The 20,398-nt window shown below is 35.1% G+C and carries 27 protein-coding genes; 4 read left to right on the forward strand and 23 right to left on the reverse strand.

The annotated features are described in order from the left end of the window. Window positions 1–9: 9 nt before the first annotated feature. Window positions 10–456 (reverse strand): arginine repressor, encoded by a 447-nt coding sequence (argR, locus tag AB2B47_RS03410; RefSeq protein ID WP_320693630.1) that lies wholly within the window; start codon window positions 454–456, stop codon window positions 10–12. Between the two features lie 153 nt (window positions 457–609). On the opposite strand from argR, the gene argS reads away from it, so the two are divergent. Together argS and AB2B47_RS03420 are read left to right on the forward strand one after the other, a co-directional pair. Next, window positions 610–2,301 carry an arginine--tRNA ligase gene (argS, locus tag AB2B47_RS03415; RefSeq protein WP_320693631.1) on the forward strand — a complete coding sequence of 564 codons (1,692 nt, stop codon included), beginning with the start codon at window positions 610–612 and terminating at the stop codon, window positions 2,299–2,301. Window positions 2,302–2,656: 355 nt separating this feature from the next. Next, on the forward strand, window positions 2,657–2,905 hold the full coding sequence (locus tag AB2B47_RS03420; RefSeq protein ID WP_320693632.1) for a MarR family transcriptional regulator: 249 nt from the start codon (window positions 2,657–2,659) through the stop codon (window positions 2,903–2,905). Between the two features lie 34 nt (window positions 2,906–2,939). Here the strand turns inward: AB2B47_RS03420 and AB2B47_RS03425 are convergent, their stop codons facing one another. The 13 genes from AB2B47_RS03425 to AB2B47_RS03485 form a co-directional block, all read right to left on the reverse strand. Next, a complete protein-coding gene (locus AB2B47_RS03425; protein ID WP_004250709.1) occupies window positions 2,940–3,149 on the reverse strand; it encodes a hypothetical protein in 210 nt (69 codons plus the stop codon). A gap of 70 nt (window positions 3,150–3,219) precedes the next feature. Continuing rightward, on the reverse strand, window positions 3,220–3,687 hold the full coding sequence (nrdI, locus tag AB2B47_RS03430; RefSeq protein ID WP_223333922.1) for a class Ib ribonucleoside-diphosphate reductase assembly flavoprotein NrdI: 468 nt from the start codon (window positions 3,685–3,687) through the stop codon (window positions 3,220–3,222). A 75-nt stretch (window positions 3,688–3,762) separates the two neighbouring features. Next, the gene (locus AB2B47_RS03435; RefSeq protein WP_036756627.1) at window positions 3,763–4,293 is read right to left on the reverse strand and encodes an ABC transporter permease; all 531 of its coding nucleotides are present in this window, start codon (window positions 4,291–4,293) and stop codon (window positions 3,763–3,765) included. Window positions 4,294–4,354: 61 nt separating this feature from the next. Continuing rightward, entirely contained in the window at window positions 4,355–5,641 is a 1,287-nt protein-coding gene (locus AB2B47_RS03440) for a response regulator transcription factor (protein ID WP_320693633.1), read from the reverse strand. A 2-nt stretch (window positions 5,642–5,643) separates the two neighbouring features. Further along, on the reverse strand, window positions 5,644–7,317 hold the full coding sequence (locus AB2B47_RS03445) for a sensor histidine kinase (RefSeq protein WP_320693717.1): 1,674 nt from the start codon (window positions 7,315–7,317) through the stop codon (window positions 5,644–5,646). Continuing rightward, window positions 7,295–7,927, reverse strand: a complete 633-nt coding sequence (locus AB2B47_RS03450) for a YesL family protein (RefSeq protein ID WP_414170499.1) — start codon at window positions 7,925–7,927, stop codon at window positions 7,295–7,297. The genes AB2B47_RS03445 and AB2B47_RS03450 overlap by 23 nt, the downstream gene beginning before the upstream one ends. 521 nt (window positions 7,928–8,448) lie before the next feature. Beyond that, window positions 8,449–8,655 carry a CsbD family protein gene (locus AB2B47_RS03455; RefSeq protein WP_006149345.1) on the reverse strand — a complete coding sequence of 69 codons (207 nt, stop codon included), beginning with the start codon at window positions 8,653–8,655 and terminating at the stop codon, window positions 8,449–8,451. Window positions 8,656–8,691: 36 nt separating this feature from the next. Further along, window positions 8,692–9,321 (reverse strand): Asp23/Gls24 family envelope stress response protein, encoded by a 630-nt coding sequence (locus AB2B47_RS03460; RefSeq protein ID WP_036756620.1) that lies wholly within the window; start codon window positions 9,319–9,321, stop codon window positions 8,692–8,694. 11 nt (window positions 9,322–9,332) lie between these two features. Then, window positions 9,333–9,503 (reverse strand): DUF2273 domain-containing protein, encoded by a 171-nt coding sequence (locus AB2B47_RS03465; RefSeq protein WP_004250679.1) that lies wholly within the window; start codon window positions 9,501–9,503, stop codon window positions 9,333–9,335. A gap of 11 nt (window positions 9,504–9,514) precedes the next feature. Continuing rightward, window positions 9,515–10,078, reverse strand: a complete 564-nt coding sequence (gene amaP, locus AB2B47_RS03470) for an alkaline shock response membrane anchor protein AmaP (RefSeq protein ID WP_036756616.1) — start codon at window positions 10,076–10,078, stop codon at window positions 9,515–9,517. Window positions 10,079–10,163: 85 nt separating this feature from the next. Beyond that, entirely contained in the window at window positions 10,164–10,403 is a 240-nt protein-coding gene (locus AB2B47_RS03475; protein ID WP_006149342.1) for a GlsB/YeaQ/YmgE family stress response membrane protein, read from the reverse strand. A 418-nt stretch (window positions 10,404–10,821) separates the two neighbouring features. After that, the gene (gene cadX, locus AB2B47_RS03480) at window positions 10,822–11,160 is read right to left on the reverse strand and encodes a Cd(II)/Zn(II)-sensing metalloregulatory transcriptional regulator CadX (RefSeq protein ID WP_261274324.1); all 339 of its coding nucleotides are present in this window, start codon (window positions 11,158–11,160) and stop codon (window positions 10,822–10,824) included. A gap of 11 nt (window positions 11,161–11,171) precedes the next feature. After that, on the reverse strand, window positions 11,172–11,786 hold the full coding sequence (locus tag AB2B47_RS03485; protein WP_006152989.1) for a CadD family cadmium resistance transporter: 615 nt from the start codon (window positions 11,784–11,786) through the stop codon (window positions 11,172–11,174). 28 nt (window positions 11,787–11,814) lie between these two features. Between AB2B47_RS03485 and AB2B47_RS03490 the strand changes: the two genes are divergently transcribed. Then, window positions 11,815–11,988 carry a FanG protein gene (locus AB2B47_RS03490; protein WP_320693634.1) on the forward strand — a complete coding sequence of 58 codons (174 nt, stop codon included), beginning with the start codon at window positions 11,815–11,817 and terminating at the stop codon, window positions 11,986–11,988. A 203-nt stretch (window positions 11,989–12,191) separates the two neighbouring features. Here AB2B47_RS03490 and AB2B47_RS03495 read toward each other — a convergent pair whose 3' ends face one another. From AB2B47_RS03495 to AB2B47_RS03520, 6 genes are all read right to left on the reverse strand, one after another. Next, window positions 12,192–13,457, reverse strand: coding sequence for a tyrosine-type recombinase/integrase (locus AB2B47_RS03495; RefSeq protein WP_320693635.1), 1,266 nt, complete (start codon window positions 13,455–13,457; stop codon window positions 12,192–12,194). Between the two features lie 91 nt (window positions 13,458–13,548). Continuing rightward, window positions 13,549–13,809 carry a helix-turn-helix transcriptional regulator gene (locus tag AB2B47_RS03500; RefSeq protein ID WP_320693636.1) on the reverse strand — a complete coding sequence of 87 codons (261 nt, stop codon included), beginning with the start codon at window positions 13,807–13,809 and terminating at the stop codon, window positions 13,549–13,551. Next, window positions 13,806–14,387, reverse strand: coding sequence for a replication protein (locus AB2B47_RS03505; protein WP_320693637.1), 582 nt, complete (start codon window positions 14,385–14,387; stop codon window positions 13,806–13,808). Before AB2B47_RS03505 ends, AB2B47_RS03500 begins: the two co-directional genes overlap by 4 nt. A 162-nt stretch (window positions 14,388–14,549) precedes the next feature. After that, window positions 14,550–15,173, reverse strand: coding sequence for a hypothetical protein (locus AB2B47_RS03510; protein WP_414170503.1), 624 nt, complete (start codon window positions 15,171–15,173; stop codon window positions 14,550–14,552). Next, entirely contained in the window at window positions 15,170–16,246 is a 1,077-nt protein-coding gene (locus tag AB2B47_RS03515) for an ATP-binding protein (RefSeq protein ID WP_320693638.1), read from the reverse strand. The genes AB2B47_RS03510 and AB2B47_RS03515 overlap by 4 nt, the downstream gene beginning before the upstream one ends. Further along, the gene (locus tag AB2B47_RS03520) at window positions 16,246–16,560 is read right to left on the reverse strand and encodes a hypothetical protein (RefSeq protein WP_153225144.1); all 315 of its coding nucleotides are present in this window, start codon (window positions 16,558–16,560) and stop codon (window positions 16,246–16,248) included. Before AB2B47_RS03520 ends, AB2B47_RS03515 begins: the two co-directional genes overlap by 1 nt. Window positions 16,561–17,433: 873 nt before the next feature. On the opposite strand from AB2B47_RS03520, the gene AB2B47_RS03525 reads away from it, so the two are divergent. Beyond that, complete coding sequence (locus AB2B47_RS03525) at window positions 17,434–17,865, forward strand: sigma-70 family RNA polymerase sigma factor (RefSeq protein ID WP_320693639.1); 432 nt, start codon at window positions 17,434–17,436, stop codon at window positions 17,863–17,865. Between the two features lie 218 nt (window positions 17,866–18,083). Here AB2B47_RS03525 and AB2B47_RS03530 read toward each other — a convergent pair whose 3' ends face one another. The 3 genes from AB2B47_RS03530 to AB2B47_RS03540 all read right to left on the reverse strand — a co-directional run bounded on the left by AB2B47_RS03530 (window position 18,084) and on the right by AB2B47_RS03540 (window position 20,373). Continuing rightward, entirely contained in the window at window positions 18,084–18,368 is a 285-nt protein-coding gene (locus tag AB2B47_RS03530) for a hypothetical protein (RefSeq protein WP_320693640.1), read from the reverse strand. Window positions 18,369–18,503: 135 nt separating this feature from the next. Further along, the gene (locus tag AB2B47_RS03535; RefSeq protein WP_320693641.1) at window positions 18,504–19,613 is read right to left on the reverse strand and encodes a hypothetical protein; all 1,110 of its coding nucleotides are present in this window, start codon (window positions 19,611–19,613) and stop codon (window positions 18,504–18,506) included. A 52-nt stretch (window positions 19,614–19,665) separates the two neighbouring features. After that, window positions 19,666–20,373 carry a hypothetical protein gene (locus tag AB2B47_RS03540; RefSeq protein ID WP_320693642.1) on the reverse strand — a complete coding sequence of 236 codons (708 nt, stop codon included), beginning with the start codon at window positions 20,371–20,373 and terminating at the stop codon, window positions 19,666–19,668. Between the last annotated feature and the right edge of the window lie 25 nt (window positions 20,374–20,398).

A 20,398-nucleotide genomic window follows, 5' to 3' on the forward strand; every position in this document is an offset into this window, starting at 1 on the left:
CTCAAGACCTTATCTATTTTCCATTAACTCTAGCAAGCGTTCTTCCATGACTTTAGCAGCATGCTGATCTTTACAGATAACCAAAAGGGTATTCGCTCCAGCAACTGTACCTAAGATCCAACCATCTTTATTTGAATCGACTACATTTGCTAAAACAGATGCTTCTCCAAGTTTCGTGTGAAGAACCAAGGTAAATTCGGCCCTTGCAACACCCTCTAAGTGATGTGAAAGGAATTCGGCCAAATCAATCTTCTCTGTCTCATTTGCGAGCACATAGTAGACAACATCGTTTTTCTTAACCTTGGTTAAGCCAAGTTCTCGCAAATCACGGGATAATGTCGTTTGGGTTACAAAGACATTCCGAGCCTCTAAACGATCTTGAATTTCCTTTTGAGTTCCTAATTTTTCTTCTGTAATCATTCGTTTGATGAGCTGATGACGTTCTCTTTTTCTCATAAGATCCTTTCAAGTGCATATTTATAACATTTTACATTTTTTTAATAAGAACATTATATCAAAAAAACTGGATATTTCAAAAAATATCTCTTCTTTCAAAAAAAATGTAGTAAATTGTGATAAAATAGTAGAAAAGCCCTAAAGGAGCCCTAAATGAATACAAAAGAATTGATTGCTAGCGAGTTGGCTAGCGTCATTGATAGCCTGGACCAAGAGGCTATTTTAAATTTACTAGAAACACCTAAAAACTCAGATATGGGAGATATCGCCTTCCCTGCTTTCTCCCTCGCAAAAGTCGAGCGTAAAGCTCCTCAAATGATCGCTGCTGACATCGCTGAAAAGATTAATAGTCAAGCCTTTGAAAAGGTGGTAGCGACAGGACCTTATGTCAACTTTTTCCTGGACAAAGCTTCTATTTCTGGTCAAGTACTCCAAGACGTTATCACTGAAAAAGAGCACTACGCTGATCAAGAGATCGGTCAGCAAGAAAATGTCGTGATCGACATGTCTAGCCCTAACATCGCTAAACCATTTTCGATCGGTCACCTTCGTTCAACAGTTATCGGAGATAGCTTGTCACATATCTTCCAAAAAATCGGCTATAAAACTGTCAAGGTCAACCACTTGGGAGACTGGGGTAAACAGTTTGGGATGTTGATTGTTGCCTACAAAAAATGGGGTAACGAGGAAGCTGTCAAAGCTCATCCAATCGATGAACTCCTTAAACTCTATGTCCGCATCAATGCTGAAGCTGAGAATGATCCAAGCTTGGATGAAGAAGCACGCGAATGGTTCCGCAAGCTTGAAAACGGAGATGAGGAAGCTCTTGCTCTTTGGCAATGGTTCCGCGATGAAAGTTTGGTAGAATTTAACCGCCTTTACAATGAGTTACAGGTTGAATTCGACAGCTATAACGGGGAAGCCTTCTACAATGATAAAATGGATGCAGTTGTAGATATCCTAGCTGAAAAAGGACTATTGGTCGAATCAGAAGGTGCTCAAGTTGTTAATCTTGAAAAATATGGAATTGAACATCCAGCTCTTATTAAGAAATCTGACGGTGCAACTCTCTACATCACACGTGACTTAGCTGCAGCCCTCTACCGCAAAAACGAATACCAATTTGCCAAATCTATCTATGTCGTTGGTCAAGAACAATCAGCTCACTTTAAACAACTTAAGGCTGTCTTGCAAGAAATGGGTTACGATTGGAGCCAAGATATTGTCCATGTTCCATTTGGATTGGTAACAAAAGAAGGAAAGAAACTTTCTACTCGTAAAGGGAATGTTATCTTGCTAGAGCCAACTGTCGCAGAAGCCATCAGCCGTGCTAAGGCGCAAATCGAAGCCAAAAATCCTGAACTTGAAAACAAAGACCAAGTTGCTCATGCTGTTGGAGTTGGGGCCATTAAATTCTATGACCTTAAAACTGACCGTACAAATGGATATGACTTCGACCTTGAAGCTATGGTATCCTTCGAAGGGGAGACTGGCCCTTATGTTCAGTATGCCTACGCTCGTATCCAATCAATCTTGCGTAAAGCCGATTTCAAACCTGAAGCAGGTGCCAACTATAGCTTGAACGATGCTGAAAGCTGGGAAATCATCAAGCTAATCCAAGACTTCCCACGTATTATTAAACGTGCAGCTGATAATTACGAACCTTCTATCATCGCTAAATTTGCAATCAGCTTAGCGCAAGCCTTTAACAAATACTATGCCCACACTCGTATCTTGGATGAGAGTCCAGAACGTGACAGTCGTCTAGCCCTTAGCTATGCAACAGCAGTTGTCCTCAAGGAAGCCCTTCGTCTGTTGGGTGTAGAGGCGCCAGAGAAGATGTGATTCAGTACCAACAATTGGAACTAAAGTTCCTAATTGTTGGACGCTAGCCGCTTTTATGCGGACTAGCTAACTGCTTCACTAGTCATGGCCCCTAAATATAATCGATTTAGGGGCCACGACGTCGTAAATGAGGCGATTTGCCTAAACGCCTTACTAATGCATCCAAGTAAATAATATCGACTTATTTGGATGCATGTCGTGATCTTAAAGTCATTGGAACTAAAGTTCCTAATTGTTAGACGCTTGCCGATTTTATGCGGACTAGTTAACTGCTTCATAGCATTATCACTCGAAAGGGGAAGATACTTCGCCTTTCTCTTGCCACCTATTTCTTTATCACTTAGGGAGAATTTTTATGAGCCAATACGCTTATATCTTGGTTGTTCTCAGTCTTCTTTTTCTCTTTCTTGTCAATAAATATGAAAAAGAGAAACTTCAAAGACTGCTTCAAGACCAACTATTGAAAGATCCAGCTTTTCGTGCAACTATCGAAGAAAAAATCCAAACGATAGAAAACATCAATGATGTCATTGACTACATCAACAAAGGTTACCGTTTAGGAATTCCAATTTCAAAAGAAATAGTTGACGAAATTCGCAAATAACAAAAAGACTCGAGATGACATTTCTCGAGTCTTTTTATTTATTTCTGACAGCTAAGATTCCTACCAAGATAACAATCCCTAAGGATACCATGGTTCCAACTGGTGCTACATTTTCATCAAAAATTTTCTCAGAGAACAATAGCAGAGCAATCGCTAATAGTAGCAAGGCACTGCATAGCATAATATCCTTGAAGCTTGGTTTGCGTTTTATATACTTTAAAAATGATCTCTGTAGTTTACTCATTTGAACTGTTCTCTTTTGAAATAATTCTATGATCCAGGGGATAAAAATCTAGCCCAGCAACTCTATCCTCTTACAAGGATTCAAGCTCATAAAGTTCAGCAATAATACCTGCAACCTTTTTGATATCTCCTAGCATTCCGCGCATTTCAAAGTCAGCTAGGACTGGAAAACCAAAGCGCTGGCTGTATTGCTTGGCGGTCAAACAGTATTGGTTATTGAAATTACGGTTACCCGATCCTACGACACCAAAACACTTGCTAGCATTATCACCATATGCGATAAAGTCACCTACTGGAGTGGTCAAGATTTCCACATCTCCATTGTCAACTCCATTGCCACCTTCGAGGTAAGTCGGTAGAAAAGCCACATACGGGTTGGTCATCTCAAAGAAGTCTTCTCCTTCCTTGACCAAGTCTTTAATATGAATTTTTTCTACTTCAATGTTCGCATACTGCTCCAACAAATAAGCTTTCAAACGTGTTACAAAACTCTCCGTGTTGCCGCTTAGACTGATATAAACTAAGGAAATTTTTTTCATCTTTTCCTCCCTCTTTCTCGAATCCAAAAAAATAACTACCAAGATTGTATCTTGATAGTTATCCTTTGTCAACTCTTAGGCGAGTTCTTCCTCTTGAGATTCTGTTAATTCTTTTTGCTGACGCCATATTTTATAGAAGACGATTCCCAAAAAGATAACATTGATGACGATGAATATGATAGTGGTTACTTTTGACATGACTTCCATTCCTAAACGTAGGGTGTCATCTTTAATCAATTGCATAGCATCTTGTAAATTCATATTGTCATGGACTAGTCCAACAATAGCTAGCAAGGCATATCCAACATAAGTGTAGTTTGCCAACTGCAAGTTCTTACGAATTAAGAAAACAAAGGCTACTACAACTAGGATAGCAGATAGAATAATGAGTATCATGTTAAAAATAGAGTGAGATGACTCTGACACTTGGTGGGCATAGTTAACAGCATCTTCTATTTGTTGAGCACTAAGTGTCCCAACATTTTCTTGGCTAGCACGAAGGGCGTCCTTACTAGGTACTGGAGTAAATATTCCAACTACTGCCAAGGCTGAATTAATCGCTGATAAGACTAATAAAACCCATAGATAGATTGGTTTCTTTTTCATAAAAGCAACCTCCTCATAATTTTGAATTTATTATAGCATATTTTAAGATGGATAACAAAAGTTAGAGGGTGACTTCAATCTGCTTGCGGTAGGCCTTCGGAGACTTTCCACATAGTTTTCGAAAGACCTTGTAGAAATACCCTACATTACTATAACCAACCGTATAGCAAATATCCTCAATACTATCATTGGTTGATAGTAAAAGTTGCTGGGCCGCCTTAATCCGTTGCTTATTGAGAAGCTCAGCAAAGGTTGAATTGGTTTCCTTCTTGATTAACTGACCTAAGTACACAGGATTGATAAAGAGATCCTTGCTGATATCCTTGAGAGAAAGTTCTTTTTTATAGTCTCTACCAATGACTTCGAGTACACTGACGACATTTTCATTCATACGGTATTGACCAAAGAAGGACGTCAAGGTTTCCTTGGTATAAGCCACTAAATCTTCAAAGTTTGTAATGGCATGAATTCTTTTGACAATATCTGTCATATCATCTGCTTTCAGATGCTCAAAGAGGTGGAAGACATCCATCACAAACTGAGTAAAGAGTTGCTTGGTAATGGACACCCTCGGTGTATTTTCTAACACAATCTTCTCAAGCAAATTCAACTCTTCGATAATCTGCGGAAGATTTCCTTGGATAATAACTCGATAAATGGGTTCATAATAATAAAAGAGACTTTCAGACTGATCGAGGTTTACAGTTCCATAGAAGAGTGCTTTTTCAACGTCAAATTTCCATTTTTCAAAGTTGGCCTGATAAGGCAACTCAAAAGGCATGACGAGTAAACCATCGAATTTCTGAGCTGCAATCACAATCTGCCAGTCCTGACCTAAAACATAGTAAGGAATGACAAAATCCCCTTGTTTCTCTTGGGAAAGGCCAATCCACCAGTTTTCTTTTTGAGACAGGTGTGCTTTAAATGCTTCGTCGTCTATCTTTTGGCTCAACATTTCTGGTTCATGCACTTTCTCACGAAGCTGACCAAGGATTTTCTCAAGTAAATGCTCCAGTTCAACCTTATCAACTGGTTTGACAAGATAATCTACAACATTGAGGTTCATAGCTTTCTTGACATAGTCAAATTCTTGATAGCCGGAAAGAAGGATATAGTAAGCCTCTGGCAAGAGTTCCTTCATTTCCCCAATCATTTCAAGTCCTGTCTTGCCAGGCATGTTGACATCAGAAATGACGATATCTACGGGATGTTCTCGAACATAGTCCAAAGCGTCGTCAGCATGATTGGCTGTTGCGACGACTTCCATATCCCATTTTTCAAAAGGGATCAAACGCTTAAGTCCTTCTGTAATCATGTACTCATCGTCAACTAATAGTACTTTATACATGTTTATCCTTTCTCTTCATCCTGAATGGTGATTCTATATTGAACACCTTTTTGTTCAGCTGATTCTACATTGATGTTATAGCGGTCTCCAAAGTAGAGCACAAAGCGTTCGTGGGTATTAACAATCCCAATAGACTGTCGTTGCCCCTTATAATCTGCTGTGTGTTCAAAGGTTCTTTGAGCCAGTTTAGCTTGAATTTCTGCTAGTTTTTCAGCAGACATCCCACGACCATTATCGGTTACTAAGATTTCGACATAGCCATCTTTTTTCAAAGCCTTGATACTGATAACATTATCTGTTCTTCTGTGATCAACTCCATGGGCAAAATAATTTTCCACTAACGGTTGGAGGGTGAACTTTGGAATACGCATTTCTTCCAATTCAGGGTCAATCTTAAATCCATAGGCAATGGATTTTGGATAGCGAACCATACAGAGATAACTGTACTTCCGACAAAACTCCACTTCTTGTTTGAGTGTCGTTTCTCGCTCGTCAGAGATATTATTGCGTAGGAGGCTACTGAACTCATAGATGATATCTGCTAGTTCATTTTGATTTTCCATCACCGCGTACATCCGCAAAAATTCCAAAGTATTGTACATGAAATGCGGATTAATTTGAGCTTGTAAGGCTCGCATGTTGGCATCTTTTTGATTGAGTTCCAGTTGATAAATATCGTGAATATTACTTTCTAGTCGATCCAGCATATCATTTGTCGACTCAGCAATTAGTAGCAATTCCTGGTCCTTTTTATCTGTGTCGATTCTCTTGGTCTGCTCTCCCTTAGTAATGGCTTGGATAGAGTCCACCAAGTCCACAACCTGACTTTGATAGTCAGAAAAAGTCCTTCTTAAGGTCATATATAAAATGATGATAAAGAGGGTGCTCAAACCTAAAATAAGTGCTGAACTCGCTAAAGTCCCACTCCAAACATAATCCTTTGGTACAGCTACTCGAACTTGATAACCATGGGCAGTTGTTCCTACCAACCAAGACTCATTCGTTCCCTTCGCTCCAATATAGAACATATCTGTTTCATATGGTGCAATGACTGTTACTGCTACAGGAATTGTTCCCCTAGTGTTGTCAATCGCTTTATAGAGGACTTCTGGTTCTACGGAAATATAAATGACACCTAGAGCCTGGTCCGAGATGGGATCAGACACTGGAACAGCGAAACTATTAGCATCCGGTTTAAAGCTCTCAGCTGGAATTTTCTGTCCACCTCTGTTTCCTCTTTTGGAAACAAATACGTCTGTTGAATCCTGTAGAACAATCGAAATACCTGTCACAAAATCGTTTCGCACGTAAATATCATCGATATTTTCATAAATGGAAACGGAAATATAGGGTGACGCCTTGCGTTCTAACTGCCAATAAAAATAATCCGGCGTACTGAGGCTAAAATACTTGTAAATTCCTTCAATCCGAGCTTGATTATCCACTAAACTCTGGGCTAGGCGGGTTGACTCTCGATAATAGTATTCAACCTCATCGACTGTTCGAGCGAGAACACGCTGACCAACACGATTGGCTTCCCTTTCACGCATATCCCAGTCTGCATAAGAAATCAAGAGAGCAAAGCAGGAAATGATGATAATCATCACCAGACTATAGATTCTTAGGAGTGAGTGGAGGCGGAATTGTTTGGTCTTATTTGGTTGCCAATTTTTCATGAATACTTTCATAAACAGGCTCCAATAAATCACTAATAAAGAAATGCCACATTCCAATACCTACAAAAGCGATGAGGGCTGGCATATAGAAACCAATAATGGCTAACAAGACGCTACCAAATAGAACCTTGGCCACTGCTGATAAACTCATAAAAATTCCGATAAAGGCAAGCTTTAAGGTGTTTTTATAGGACAATTCAAAGTAAACCTGTAACTTTAAAGATACCGTATAGGCCAAAAATACCAAGGCTACTAAAAAGATATTTAGAAATGTTGCTGCCAAGTGGATAATGGTCTGGTTTGGCAACTGAATCATCAGATACAAGCCATAAATCAAGATCAAGTCAATCCCTATAAAAGTGTAGAAACTGAGATTACTTTTGACAAAATTGCTCTTAAATAAAGCCCATGCTTCCTTGAAACGATAAGCACGGTAAGAATAGCCATTTTCAGCAAATAAACTCATGAGAGTTGCACTAGCGGGTGCTATACCAAAAACCACTCCTCCTGCTAGTGTCAATAACCAAAAATAAGCCGTCGCAATCATCCCCAAAAAGAAACGATGAAAGACTAGCTCAATGAAATTTCCCACGGTTTGCCTCCTATACATTAATCTAGTTTTATTATAACATATTTCAAGCGCTCTCAAAAATAGGAGCAATAAAAATAAATACATTTATTGGTTTAATAATGACGTTTGTACTATAATAAAGATAGATAGAGATACCGATTAATAATCAAAGAACAAAGGCTTTACCAGGGCAGATGGATATGTTTGAAAATTAGATAATTACTATTCAACTTATTTACTGGATTAACAACTAACGAAAGGAGTATGGACCATGACTACTCAAACTTTAAGCAATGTGTTGATGTGTGTTGCGCTTATATTGACTCTTTTCTCTGAAAAATTGTTCAAGCAACATGAAAAAATCGGAAAAATAATTTGCACTATAATCATATTAGTCGCTGTTTTGTTAATGTGGCTCTAAGTTATTTTAAGAATACAGGAATTTGTTTGTCCTGTATTCTTTTTTTCTCTATAAAACGTGCATTGATAAAAATAAATAACAAAAACACCCCCAGTTAGGGAGTGTTTTCAAGGAAAATAGCAAGATTACCTATATTTTACTATTTAGCGTCATCTTTTTTAAAGATGTTTTTAACACCTTCAACAGCGCCTTCAATAGCGTCTTTTGCATCTTCAGCGACTTCTTTCACTTTAGAAGCAACTTTTTCAGCAGCTCCTTCGCTTTCAAGTTCTTTGTCGCCGATCAATTTGCCAACGCCTTCTTTAACAGATCCTGCTGCTTGGTTGAATTTTTCTTCTGTAGACATAAGTATGTCCTCCTTTTATTTTTTCTAAATTAGTAATTAGTGAACACGTGGTTCTGCTTTGGCTGCAGCGTCTTTAACATTGTCAACGCCTTGGCCAACTTTTTCTTGAACGAATTCAGCGCCTTCGCCAAGTTTTTCTTGTGCTGCTGCGACACCTGAACCGATACCAGATTTCACTCTAGACAATTGTTCTGACGCGAATTCGCCTGTTGATTCTGCCACGTCAGTTACACGATCTTGAAGGCTAACTGAGTCTGCTTCATGTTGTTCTTTAGTTTTGATGTCAACAACGTTAACGTTAACTTCAACTACTTCTAGATCAGTCATTTTCGCAACTTCTGATACGATAACGTCTTTGATTTCCTTGTATAGAGTTGGAACGTTTTTTCTGTACTCTACGATAACGTTCAAGTCAACTGCTACTTGTTCTTTACCAACTTCAACGTTAACACCGTGTGTTACATCGTTAGTGTTAACAAGTTTTTCTGTAAGATTTGAGAAGAATCCACCGTCAACATGTAATAGTCCTGGGACTCTATCTAGTGAAAGACCGATGATTTTTTGAATAACTTTATCTTCGTAAGTTAATTCTCCGCGAACATCTTTAGAAACAACAACATCTTTTTTTTCAGTATTTACATTTACATTTTTTTCTACGTTTGACATATGAAACTCCTTTATTTATTTAAATAATTCTTCTGTACATAGTATCCCAACCAAATTCCTAGGGCTCCACAGATTAAAACGAACAATGTTTTAAAGAAACCGAAGGATAGGATGAAGCAGGCTAGAATAATACCTACTACACCACATAGAATTGGGTATTGATATTTTTTAAACCATTCCATTTTTTACTTCCTTACTTTACACGACTAACAATTTTCTTAGCTGCTTTTTGAGGGTCATATTCTTTCACTGAAACTTCCAGTTTAACCTCTCGATCAATACCAAAGAATTCTTTCAATCCTTGAGTGATTTCGTTTTGAACTACTTCAAATTTGTTAGCAATGTTATCTGAAAGAACAGCTGTACCTTCTACATAAACGAAACATTTCTTTTTCCGAGTATGTACCTGAATTTTGGGATTTTTGACCATCTTGTGTTCATCCAATAAACATCGAACAAACCCTTCAATAGCTGAATTTTTTAGTTTTAAATTATCATCTTTAGTTCCAAGTTTTATTTCCAGATATTGTCTAGGATAAAACAGGATTACTAACATCCATAATAAAACGAAGATAGACAGGCCTAGAAGCCCCCAAAATACATATCTAGCGAGATAATATTCAAATGATGTCTGTCGCCAGCTAGTCAATTGAATTCCTAAATCACTAACCTGGTGGTAGTCTATCAAAATAGGAAGGAAAATTGTCAAGATTAAAATACAGAAAATAAGCAATAATATTTTCTTTGATTTTGACATCTAAAATCCTTTCAATTAGTGCAACAAACCATAGCTTTACCCGTCATTATAAATTAAAAACTATAGTCTGCTTTCGAGTATAAAATCAACCTTTTTTACCCAAAAAGAACGATACCACAGAAACTACAATCACCGCACCAACAATAGATGGAATGATAGCCATACCAGCTAGTGAAGGTCCCCAAGTACCAAGGAGTGATTGACCTACTGATGAACCGATTAAACCGGCAAATATATTAGCAATTACTCCCATTGAGCCACCTTTTTTAGTGATTGCCCCTGCTGCAAGGCCGATAAAGCCTCCTACAATAATGGACCACAACATAATATGCGCCTCCTTTCATTACCCCTATATATCTGGGTTAAATATAGTATATCAAAATATGAGAGCGCACTCAAATTATATGCTCACGAATATGTGCTTTAATAAATTTTAAAACAATACAAAAACGCTCTAGTCATTGTGACTAGAGCGTTTTCTCTATATCCGAACATCTAATTTATTTCACAAAAAATGTAGTCATTCAGTTAATTTTTATTGCAATACATTGAAATTGAAAAATTCAACAATCGCGTTAAATCAAGGTTGTTTCGTTTCTAATGAAACGTAATGACCCACTATTTAACCTCTATAAAAGATTAAATAATTTCTATTTTAGCTGTTAGAAACGTTGGTACATCAATGTTTTTAGAATGCTACATAATAAAAGGTAGAGTGAATGGTAAAGTAGTAAAAATAGTTGTTATCCTAGTTGATTAAAAAAGTCTTTGATTTCCTCATCTTTTATAAAATAATATATAATTTTCCCCTCTCTTCTAGTATCCAAGATGTTTTGATTGGCTAGTTTACGAAGATGGTGGGAGGCAGATGCCATACTGAGATTTAGTAAACAGGCTATATCACAGACACAGAGTTCTTCAACAGCAAGGAGATAAAAAATGATATTTATCTGTTTATTATCGGTAAACTTTGATAAAATGCGAAGTGATTTTTGGACTTTTTCCTTTTCAAAGTAGTTCGTTGCGGTTGTAACATTTTGTTGATTAATAACATCCACTTGGCAGATACTATCTTTTTTCATAATTTTTTCTCCTAGCCGAACACAGTTCTTAGCATGTCAAAGCTGTTGTTTTCAATCAGGATATACATCCCCAATCCTAAATAGACAACGGCAATAAACCATCTGCTATATTTCTCCAAAGTTTCTCCAACAGAAGGGACTTGTGCCAATTTTTGGGCAGAAAAAACCAAGAGATAAATCATGACTAGAAAGGTAAGTAAAGCCACTATCAAATTCGCTAAATTTAAGGTAATAAAATATGGGACAAAAACACCAATATTGTCAGCACCACAACTTGCAAAAGTAATCATAGCGACTAGAAAAATCAGGTTTTTATCATCTTTGCGCAAACCATCTTTTGCAATAGCTTCTCCATCAGAATCTCCTAAAAGCAAAACTTTGAGTCCTAGGAAAATTGGAATCAAACCGAGCAAACCTAAAATCTCTTTACTAGGAATATAATTTAAGACAAATGCAAAAAGTAAACTTAGCAATATTAGACTAACAGAGCCTAGAAATTGTCCTAAATAGATGTTAATGATGTCTTTTCTGCTTTTTCTTTTTGCAAAAAATAACATTAGGATAATAAGTAAGTCTACGGCAGTCCCAGAATACAGAATTATTGAAGTAACAACATTTTGAACCATAAAATACCTCATTCAAATATATTTTTGAATGTATTTTAACATTAAACTTTGTAGATGTCAACTTCAGCTCCATCAAAATATAGATAAGAAGGTAGTGTACCAAACATTAAAAAGCCCTGCCATCGAAATGATAGCAGGGCTTAACTTCAATATCCAGATGATATATTTATCTAAAAAAGGTAGAGAAAAAGGTAGAGATTGAACTGAAATATAGTGAAATGTATTGAAATTGGAAAAAAGAAAAAACGCTTAAAATCAGCGTTTTTCTTATGTATTAATTTGTATTGAATGCTTACTTCACTTCTGTAAAGGTTGTGAATGTTATTTTAGCACTCTTTAAACGCTGTTATATCAACGTTTTTAGATTGTTCTATAGAAAATGTAGTCATAAATGTAGTCATTTTGCTAAGCCGTCAATTTTGCAATTTCTTTGAGGTAGATTTCAACTGCTTCTGCTTTCTTTTTCGGTGCCAATTCAGCATAAGTATCCATTGTTGTTTTAATCGACTTATGCCCCATTCTTATCTGGAGTTCTTTCCAGTTTGCGCCAGCATTCAGCATCAAAGAAGCATGTGTATGACGGAAAAGGTGGAATCCATAGTTTGGTAGTCCTAATTCAGTCAAACGCTTTTTAAGCGTTGCACGTTCATTTCTGTCACACATATAGTTCCCGTAAATTGTAGGGAAAATTAAGTCCACAGTTGGTAAATCATGACTCATAAAGTAATCACTCATCTCAGCATGAAAAGCTTTCAAGTCATCTAAGACTTGTCTCGGGACTGCAACTCTTCTGTTACCAGAATCAGTTTTGGCACTGTTCTTACAAACAATCTCACCCTTAATCCCAAGTTTCTTATTCCCAGCTTTCCACATCAACGTCTTGTTAACGATGATTTCATTGGAATCAAAATCGAGATCATGGATTGATAAAGCAAGAAGTTCATTGATTCGAAGCGCAGAAGCTAATAGTGTATCACAGATAACTTTAAATCTTCGATTAGCTCGTGTGTCTGGAAGAGTATCAAGATAGTTCAGCCAAGTAGCCAAGTCCTCTCCATGCAAAACCATGATTCTCTCCTTTACCACCTTCGGTTTTGGAGGGATTTTTACTGTTCGAGCTGGATTATGAGAAAGTTCGAAATTCGTGATTCCATAATCAAAAATATCACTAAGCTTATAGATAACTGCACCGAAATCTTTTGCGTGTCCCTTTTTGGATTTTTTAACACCTGATTCAACAGACTTTTTAGATTGCTGAGCTAATTTATTAACCCAAATCTGAATATCTGCAGATTTTATCTCTTCAGGCCTATATTCTCCAAACTTAGGGATGATATAGGTATCAAGGTAGCTTCGAACCCGATTGATGGTATTTTGAGAAGTGACCCAAGTTACAAAACTGACAAACCAGGCTTCAGCTAACTCCTCGAAGTTATTAATCAACAAGGTCTCTTTTAGAGTTGAGCCTTTCGCTTCAAAATCAATCCGAGCTTGAATAATTTTCCTATCCAGACTTTTCAGAGTTTTAGCAGTAATAGATGATGTAACTTTTTTCCCTGTTTTAACGTCTACACCAATATACACACCACGTTGCGTATAGCTAATAGTTCCGTTACTCTTAGTAGTTTTAATGATTTTTCGATTGTTGTGAATGATAGTTTCTTTCTGCATAGTAGCCTTTCACGTTCGGATATATAAAAGGCTAAAATAACAACCTCACACTATTTCATGTGATATTACTATTTTAGCACATTTCTTAGAATTAAGGAGTTAAGTAAGTCAGCACATCCTCCATTCTGTAGTAGACTGTACGAGTCCCCTCGATTGGTGGTTCTAAACGCTTGAGCCCTGTCTTCTCCCACGACTTCAATGTGTTTGGTGAAATCTTAAGTATCGAAAGCAGCTCTTTCTGAGTAAGTATACTTGCATGATTTTGAGTATTTTCCTGTTTCTGTATCAAAGCCAGCAAACAGTTTAAAATCTGCTCGATTTGATTCAATTTTATAAGTTCATTATTCGTCATTGTTCACTCTCCTTTTTATGATTTGAGTGTCTACGTGAATCGAGATATTTTGCGAAGAAATATGTTTTATTTATGATTATATTTAAAAGCAAGGGGTTCTCAACTCGTGCATATCTAACAAGATTGTTAAACTCAATAAAGTTGTGTTCTTCGATAATATCAATCACAGTTGAAAGAAATTGTTCGTTATTGTTAGTGATTAGAAATTTCTCCAATTCAAAACCACAACCTGATTCAATTTCATCGATATTGTAGAGTGTTTTATCAGGATTCTCTGCGTGTATGAAATAATCATACATACCTTTTGGTGACATGACTACTTCTACATGAGAAGGTGCATGCAGTTTTGCAGTTAGTAACTCTGAGACCTGCGTATAGCTTTTAAGTGATTCGAAAAATAGGACTCCGTGCTTATGCGCTTTTTTAAATTCTCCTGTTGCTTTATTTACATCCTTATCGTGCCAAGGACTCAATACAAATGGAATATGCATTTCCTCTAGAATATCAAGATAATTTTCCGGTGTACTTTCTTGATAAATCAGAAATGCCCATTTATTCGAACGTTTATCTTTGACCATGAATATCTCCTTTCAAAAATCATTTTCAATTTTTCTGCAATTAGTGTGGTTATTGATTATTGAACCAATGGGTCGTAGTAGTCCCATTGGTTCTGTCAATTAGATTGCATGATAAGGCAGTACTTTCGGCCCTCACTACGTGAACCGAGTACCGCCAACATTTTATCTTTTTGTAGATTTAAACCAGAGCTTATTACCTTGCCTATTTGGTGCAGAAAAATAATATTCTGGATTGCGACTAGAAATTTCTTCTTTGATATAGTTTTCCATTTCTCTTAGTAATTTCTGAGACTGCTGGGTTTTTGGATACTTAATCAAAATCGTCACAGAATCTTTTCTTACATCAACAACGCACTTAGATGTAGCTCTATTGAATTTTCTAAGAATAGGATTGAACCTGGTTACAGTAGATGAATTATCGATTGAAAAGGCTAGTTGAGAATTCTCGTCTTGTCTCAAAAACTGAATGAGGCGCAGTGTTTGATAAGCAGATCTAAAGTAATTACTCGGTTTGTCATAAATAGCACGTAAAATCAACTCAACTATAATGAGAAATACTGCGATTAACGGTAATAAAATTGCTAGAATATTTGTATAGTACTCACCTTTACTAGCCCATTGCTTTATCGCATCAAACAGATGAGATAAGTATGTACTTTGAGCATTTGCCATCAAATCCTGCAGCAATCTAAGACCAATTGTCAAGCAAAGGAAAAACAAGCCATACATAAGTATCGTCACTGTAATATTAAAACTTCTCTGAAAGAAATTCTTTTTGATATTCATAAAATACCTTTCTTTGTATAATAAGTCGGACAGAGCAGGGGAAGAATTTGATAGGGATGCTCATTATCAATGATTTGTATCAAACCGGTACCTTTGCCAATAGGAATCACAATCCCTTCTGGATCAAGGTCCGGGAACAGAAATTGTGTTGTCTTCTTATTGATGTTTCCAATCTGAATCAACACATTCAGTTGCTCTCTAACGGAAACCGGGATTGTATTGTGGTCAAAACGCTGGCTAACTAATAAAAGATGTACTCTGGTCGCTCGTCCGAGAAGTGCAACTTGGGATAGTAGTGAAAAGAAAGATTCTTTTATCGTTTTATTAACCCCTTCAGAAAGTGCGAGAACTTCATCTATTACAATAGTTAAATGCTTAAACTCTTGGTCAGGATTGTCATAGAGAATTTCTTGACGTTCTTGAATAAGATTCAAACATGAGCTTAAATTTTCATTTATCTCTGATACAAAATCAGACTTTGAACGATTGCGCTGAGGATGAATGACTTCAATCTCATTTTCACGAGCCCATCTTGATGGTGTATCAAATTTGGGGTCGACAATAATTAAGTCCGAAAAATTTTTCAGTAAGCTAAGAAAGTACGTCAGAGCATAAGATTTCCCAGATCCACTATTTCCTGCAATAGCTACAGAAGTTACTTTATTAAAATCCAGAGTTAGATTCTTCATAATCGGAATCTTATGTTTTTTTTCTTTCAAAACAAACTGATCCAAATCCGAAATTATAAGCCTTTCAGAAATTCCTTCTTTCCAAGGGAAAAACAAACCTCTTTGAACATGGATATCATCGGTTTCAAGAGCAAGAAAGTATGCAGAGTTCTGTTTAAGAACTGTGTATCGTGGGTAGAGAGCAGCATTAGCAATCAGAAAAATTTTCTGATAAAGTTCATCGTCAATGATATATCCCGCCGGTAATCGTGGGATAAATAAAAAACCATTTTGCATATTTTTTATAGTAAAAGAGTTAGTATAGCTAGTTTCTCCCTGCATAATACTGCCAAGCCCCATATTTAGGGATTGGAGCAAGTATTGGGCAAGCTCTTTATCAGTCATTATTTGACCTCTTTGATGTTATTGGCACGGAAATAGACATTATAGCCAACTTCACAGGCTTCTAATCCATCAAAGTCTACCATTGCTAGATACGATGGAAGAGTTACTTCAGATTCGAATTTAACCTGGAATGGCGGCAATCCTTTCTGTGAGAACCAAGCTTTGTGGCCAATAATCTCACCAGTTGGCTGACCATCTTCAAACTTGATTTGTGCTTCAAATTCAGTGCTCAAGCAGTGAATTGCTTGTTTTTGATCAACATATTGTTTTGCAGTATTAGCTGAATAACCATTTTTTCGATTTTTTGTTTTCATGTAATGTACCTCTTTCTTATTTATTGTACTCCAGTCATATTCTTCGATTTATTTTATTAAACAATCATAACAACCACCTCCTTATCTATAAGGACAATTTCTAATTAAATTCGGAGGTATTTAGAAAAAAATTTTAAAATTATTTTTTTTGTCATTAAGTTGTCAACTGTTTTATATTGCAATTCTTATTAGTTCTGATATAATGAATCTATAAGAAACCCTAGGCTTCTTCCACCTAGGGCAGGAGGAAATATAGAAATATATAGAGAGCTATTGCGGCTAAGAATTACTAAGTCTCAGTCAAAAAAGTGACTGTTAGATATGTTTTTTGTGTACTCTCTTTTATTTTATAAGTAAGGAAAAAAAGACCGATAAGAAAAAATTATCGGTCTTTTTTGTATATAATTTTTTAGATTATATACTTACAGTGAAAGCTCTAGAGATAGAGCAGGAGGAATTTTTAAGAAAATAGAGCTCTAATTATTAGAGTGGAGGAATATCAGAGAAGATATAGAGAGTTGTCACTTCTATATTATAATGTGCTCATAGACCAATAAACCAATGTTTTAACAATAACTATTGGAAGTGTTTTTAGTGCGCTCTCGAATCTTCAATAAATAGGAAAAAGGCCAACAAAAGAAAGATTGTTGGCCTTTTTTTCGTGTCTAATTTTAATGATCAATACCGCGTTTATAAGAAGGAGGTTTGTATCTATGAAAGAAGATTAAGATATTCTTTCTCCATTATTTTAAGTTTGACCCACTACTAAAGGCGGATTGAGACATGTGAAATTCATTGTTCCTCCGTCATATAAGGTCAATGTTTTCTTGTTTCTTTTCGTCGTTTTATACCACTTATGGAAAGGACAAGAAAATGTCAAAAATTATTAATAAACGAGAAGAAAAAATACTTCAAGCTAAAAAGCAAAACGACTGGGATACCGTGTTGAAACTTCTAGATCAAGAATTCGAAAACTCACTTCGACAAGATTCTCGTTATCATTTAACTAGTCTGAATAAGATCGTTTCAAATGATGGAAAATACACTGAATTAATAGACCTAATTCCAAATAGTATTCCTAATTCATTAGACAATTTAATGGAAACAGAGAGAAATTCAATGCTATATAAAGCATTAAAGGGCTTAAGCCCTAGCGAATATAAACTTTTTGTAGAACGTGTGGAGAATAATAAGTCATTTAGACAATTGGCCGCCGAACTAGGTATAAACGATAAAACAGCTAAAGCTAGATTTGAGAAGATTAGACTTAAACTTCAAGAAGGATTAAGAGATTGGAGAAATTAGGATATTTTTATCCAAGAATATTGACAAAAACAACTATTTACTTATCTGGGCTCAAATTAGTTTTCGATACCTAAAATGTTTTATATATCAAAAGACCATTAAGAGCTCTCTTAATGGTCTTTTTGTAAAATAGTTTCATTAAATGCTTATTCTAATCCATAATTAACGTTAATTTATGTCATACCTGATAGTGCTTCTTCAATTTAGTTTCATTAATTCTATTTATTAAATTTTTTCTCCTTTTCATCTAACCAAATAGCATCATATTCATACATTGGAACATATCTTATATCAGGGGTGTTTTTAAAGCTTCTTTGTATAACGCTCGCTGCTATTTTCAATGTATCAAATTTTGCAACACTCTCATCCTTACAGCTTATCCCAGCTAAATCCTTGAATTCTTCTTGATTAACCTTAACACAATAACCCGTTTGCAAAAACTCTTTATGTGCTTTTGAGTAGTACACTCTTATTACAACCTTTAAGCCTGTTTCCAAAACCATAATTTATACTCCTGTTTTTAGATTTTTAATTAAAATGTAATAATTTAAAAATGATTACATCTTTATTCTAGTTTTATTTATAGGTACTTCCTTTTTCTTTATACTCTAATTAAATTATTAAATAACTTATATTATTTAAAAAATCTTGGCTTCACTAAAATCATTCTTCTCAATATTATTAACTAAATCAATGCTAACTTGAAATACAATATCAGAGATATAGGCTAGAATATCAGCATTCACGTCAGGAATTAAAAATGTAGGATCAACATGTTCACCGTGTAAAAGTTTGTTCCTTCTATGCTGAGCATAAAGAGCAATCAGTTGTAAAAAATTGATTTTGCAAGACTCCTTCTTTTTCTTATATCTTTTCTCGAAGTCATCTAAAACAGAGTTATAATTATCAGTAACTTGATAATAACTCTCTAAGACTTTCTTCAATAACTCTAAAACATGTTTGTTCTCATATTTAAAACATTGATTACCTATTATACCTTGGAAGCTATTTTTCTCAACATTTTCACTTATAAGCCAAACAAGAACTAGTTTGAATAATTCATCAGTATTATTTACAAAAAAACTTTCTGAAAAAGAAATTGAATTTGTTAAACTTAACTCAATATTTTTTAATTGTAGTAAACATATTATTGCATCTTTGTCGACCTTTTTATTACTTATTTTATTAATAAATTTATTGTGAAAAGTATAATAAAAAGTATACATGGTATTAAAAGAACGATAGGCATTGTAAAAATCTTTATTTTTATTAAATAGCACTTGTGAATGAAGAACTCTATATATTACATCCGAGACTTCCTTGTGGCTGATCATTTTAAATAAATATTTAATATTTTCATCAATAACAAAACTATCTGGAAGTGGTGTCACAAATTCTTGAACAAATGGGATAGCAATTTTATTCTTACTACCATCACTAATTATAATTGATTTAATTTCTATCGGCTGTCTATAAAAATTATAGACATAAAATAATGATGATACTATACATCTTTTAAAGTTGCTTCTTTTTGTTTTCCAACAATTATTTAAATCAATTGCTGTGGTACGTTTACATTCAATCTCAATTTTATTTTTTCTAAATTTTACAGCGTCAGAATATATTTTCGCTTTTTTCTCACCATCTTCTTTATAGATACGATTATGATATTCAAACTCAATATCTTTATTGAGTTCTTTATCATTAACGTTTTCTACATTGTATTCAATAACTATGTTAAATTTCATAAAATTTCTCCTTTTATAAAACTACAGCTAAAAACTATTACAATCTTCATATCTAAATTTTCAACCCTTGCTCATTTAATTGGTGTTTTACAATGATCGAATAATTGTTTTCAATGTTATGCTTTTCAGCATATTTTTTTCTAGCAGTACTTGCGAAGAAAGAGTAGTGATATATTTGATATACCTTATATTTTTTCTCAAGGTTACTAAATCTACTTTGTTCATCTGATAGAAATTTTTTCGCCCAACTTGCAGCTTTCTCTCCTAGACAAATCAAATTAACCTCCTCATAATCTGGAAGCAAAGTAGATATTTCAGTATCTAATTCTCTAACGAATCTTTCTAGGACTTTTTTGTTATTTTTTTCTAAATCATTAATGATTTCTGAAATTTTATTACTTTCGCTACCAATTATCGGTAAAAAATCTGTTATATAGGAACCACGTAATTTACTTTTATTGAATGCGGAAGCAAGAAAGTGATCATTACTTCTTCCTTTATTATGGAAATTATTCCAAGGATTAGTAACTTGTTTCTTTCTTGATAAATTGTTTAAATTGTTAAGATTGCTTTCTCCGCCAGGATTCATAGCCAAAATCACAAAATTATTCTGTTGTAATTCTTTTTCATACTTATTAAAGTCTATATTTTCCCTGATATCTGTACTTTTAGAAAATCCTTCTTCACCCTTATCATTTTCCCAGATTGCCCACGAACCTAACCAAGAGTAATCAACCATTTTTGAAATTATGTTTTTCATATTACTTTAATCCTTATTTATTAAA

The organism is Streptococcus wuxiensis, from assembly GCF_040888245.1.
GTDB lineage: Bacteria > Bacillota > Bacilli > Lactobacillales > Streptococcaceae > Streptococcus > Streptococcus wuxiensis.

Bases quoted from the DNA above. Each gene is read 5' to 3' on its own strand.
- AB2B47_RS03520 (WP_153225144.1), bottom strand. From the start codon at position 16,560: ATGAAAACAAAAAATCGAAAAAATGGTTATTCAGCTAATACTGCAAAA.
- AB2B47_RS03450 (WP_414170499.1), bottom strand. From the start codon at position 7,927: ATGTATAGGAGGCAAACCGTGGGAAATTTCATTGAGCTAGTCTTTCAT.
- AB2B47_RS03490 (WP_320693634.1), top strand. From the start codon at position 11,815: ATGTATTTTAACATTAAACTTTGTAGATGTCAACTTCAGCTCCATCAA.
- amaP (WP_036756616.1), bottom strand. From the start codon at position 10,078: ATGTCAAAATCAAAGAAAATATTATTGCTTATTTTCTGTATTTTAATC.
- AB2B47_RS03525 (WP_320693639.1), top strand. From the start codon at position 17,434: ATGTCAAAAATTATTAATAAACGAGAAGAAAAAATACTTCAAGCTAAA.
- AB2B47_RS03515 (WP_320693638.1), bottom strand. From the start codon at position 16,246: ATGACTGATAAAGAGCTTGCCCAATACTTGCTCCAATCCCTAAATATG.
- AB2B47_RS03445 (WP_320693717.1), bottom strand. From the start codon at position 7,317: ATGAAAAATTGGCAACCAAATAAGACCAAACAATTCCGCCTCCACTCA.
- AB2B47_RS03495 (WP_320693635.1), bottom strand. From the start codon at position 13,457: ATGCAGAAAGAAACTATCATTCACAACAATCGAAAAATCATTAAAACT.
- AB2B47_RS03535 (WP_320693641.1), bottom strand. From the start codon at position 19,613: ATGAAATTTAACATAGTTATTGAATACAATGTAGAAAACGTTAATGAT.
- nrdI (WP_223333922.1), bottom strand. From the start codon at position 3,687: ATGAAAAAAATTTCCTTAGTTTATATCAGTCTAAGCGGCAACACGGAG.
- AB2B47_RS03465 (WP_004250679.1), bottom strand. From the start codon at position 9,503: ATGGAATGGTTTAAAAAATATCAATACCCAATTCTATGTGGTGTAGTA.
- cadX (WP_261274324.1), bottom strand. From the start codon at position 11,160: ATGAAAAAAGATAGTATCTGCCAAGTGGATGTTATTAATCAACAAAAT.
- AB2B47_RS03420 (WP_320693632.1), top strand. From the start codon at position 2,657: ATGAGCCAATACGCTTATATCTTGGTTGTTCTCAGTCTTCTTTTTCTC.
- AB2B47_RS03475 (WP_006149342.1), bottom strand. From the start codon at position 10,403: ATGTTGTGGTCCATTATTGTAGGAGGCTTTATCGGCCTTGCAGCAGGG.
- AB2B47_RS03530 (WP_320693640.1), bottom strand. From the start codon at position 18,368: ATGGTTTTGGAAACAGGCTTAAAGGTTGTAATAAGAGTGTACTACTCA.
- AB2B47_RS03485 (WP_006152989.1), bottom strand. From the start codon at position 11,786: ATGGTTCAAAATGTTGTTACTTCAATAATTCTGTATTCTGGGACTGCC.
- AB2B47_RS03505 (WP_320693637.1), bottom strand. From the start codon at position 14,387: ATGGTCAAAGATAAACGTTCGAATAAATGGGCATTTCTGATTTATCAA.
- AB2B47_RS03440 (WP_320693633.1), bottom strand. From the start codon at position 5,641: ATGTATAAAGTACTATTAGTTGACGATGAGTACATGATTACAGAAGGA.
- AB2B47_RS03435 (WP_036756627.1), bottom strand. From the start codon at position 4,293: ATGAAAAAGAAACCAATCTATCTATGGGTTTTATTAGTCTTATCAGCG.
- AB2B47_RS03540 (WP_320693642.1), bottom strand. From the start codon at position 20,373: ATGAAAAACATAATTTCAAAAATGGTTGATTACTCTTGGTTAGGTTCG.
- AB2B47_RS03500 (WP_320693636.1), bottom strand. From the start codon at position 13,809: ATGACGAATAATGAACTTATAAAATTGAATCAAATCGAGCAGATTTTA.
- AB2B47_RS03510 (WP_414170503.1), bottom strand. From the start codon at position 15,173: ATGAATATCAAAAAGAATTTCTTTCAGAGAAGTTTTAATATTACAGTG.
- argR (WP_320693630.1), bottom strand. From the start codon at position 456: ATGAGAAAAAGAGAACGTCATCAGCTCATCAAACGAATGATTACAGAA.
- AB2B47_RS03425 (WP_004250709.1), bottom strand. From the start codon at position 3,149: ATGAGTAAACTACAGAGATCATTTTTAAAGTATATAAAACGCAAACCA.
- AB2B47_RS03460 (WP_036756620.1), bottom strand. From the start codon at position 9,321: ATGTCAAACGTAGAAAAAAATGTAAATGTAAATACTGAAAAAAAAGAT.
- AB2B47_RS03455 (WP_006149345.1), bottom strand. From the start codon at position 8,655: ATGTCTACAGAAGAAAAATTCAACCAAGCAGCAGGATCTGTTAAAGAA.
- argS (WP_320693631.1), top strand. From the start codon at position 610: ATGAATACAAAAGAATTGATTGCTAGCGAGTTGGCTAGCGTCATTGAT.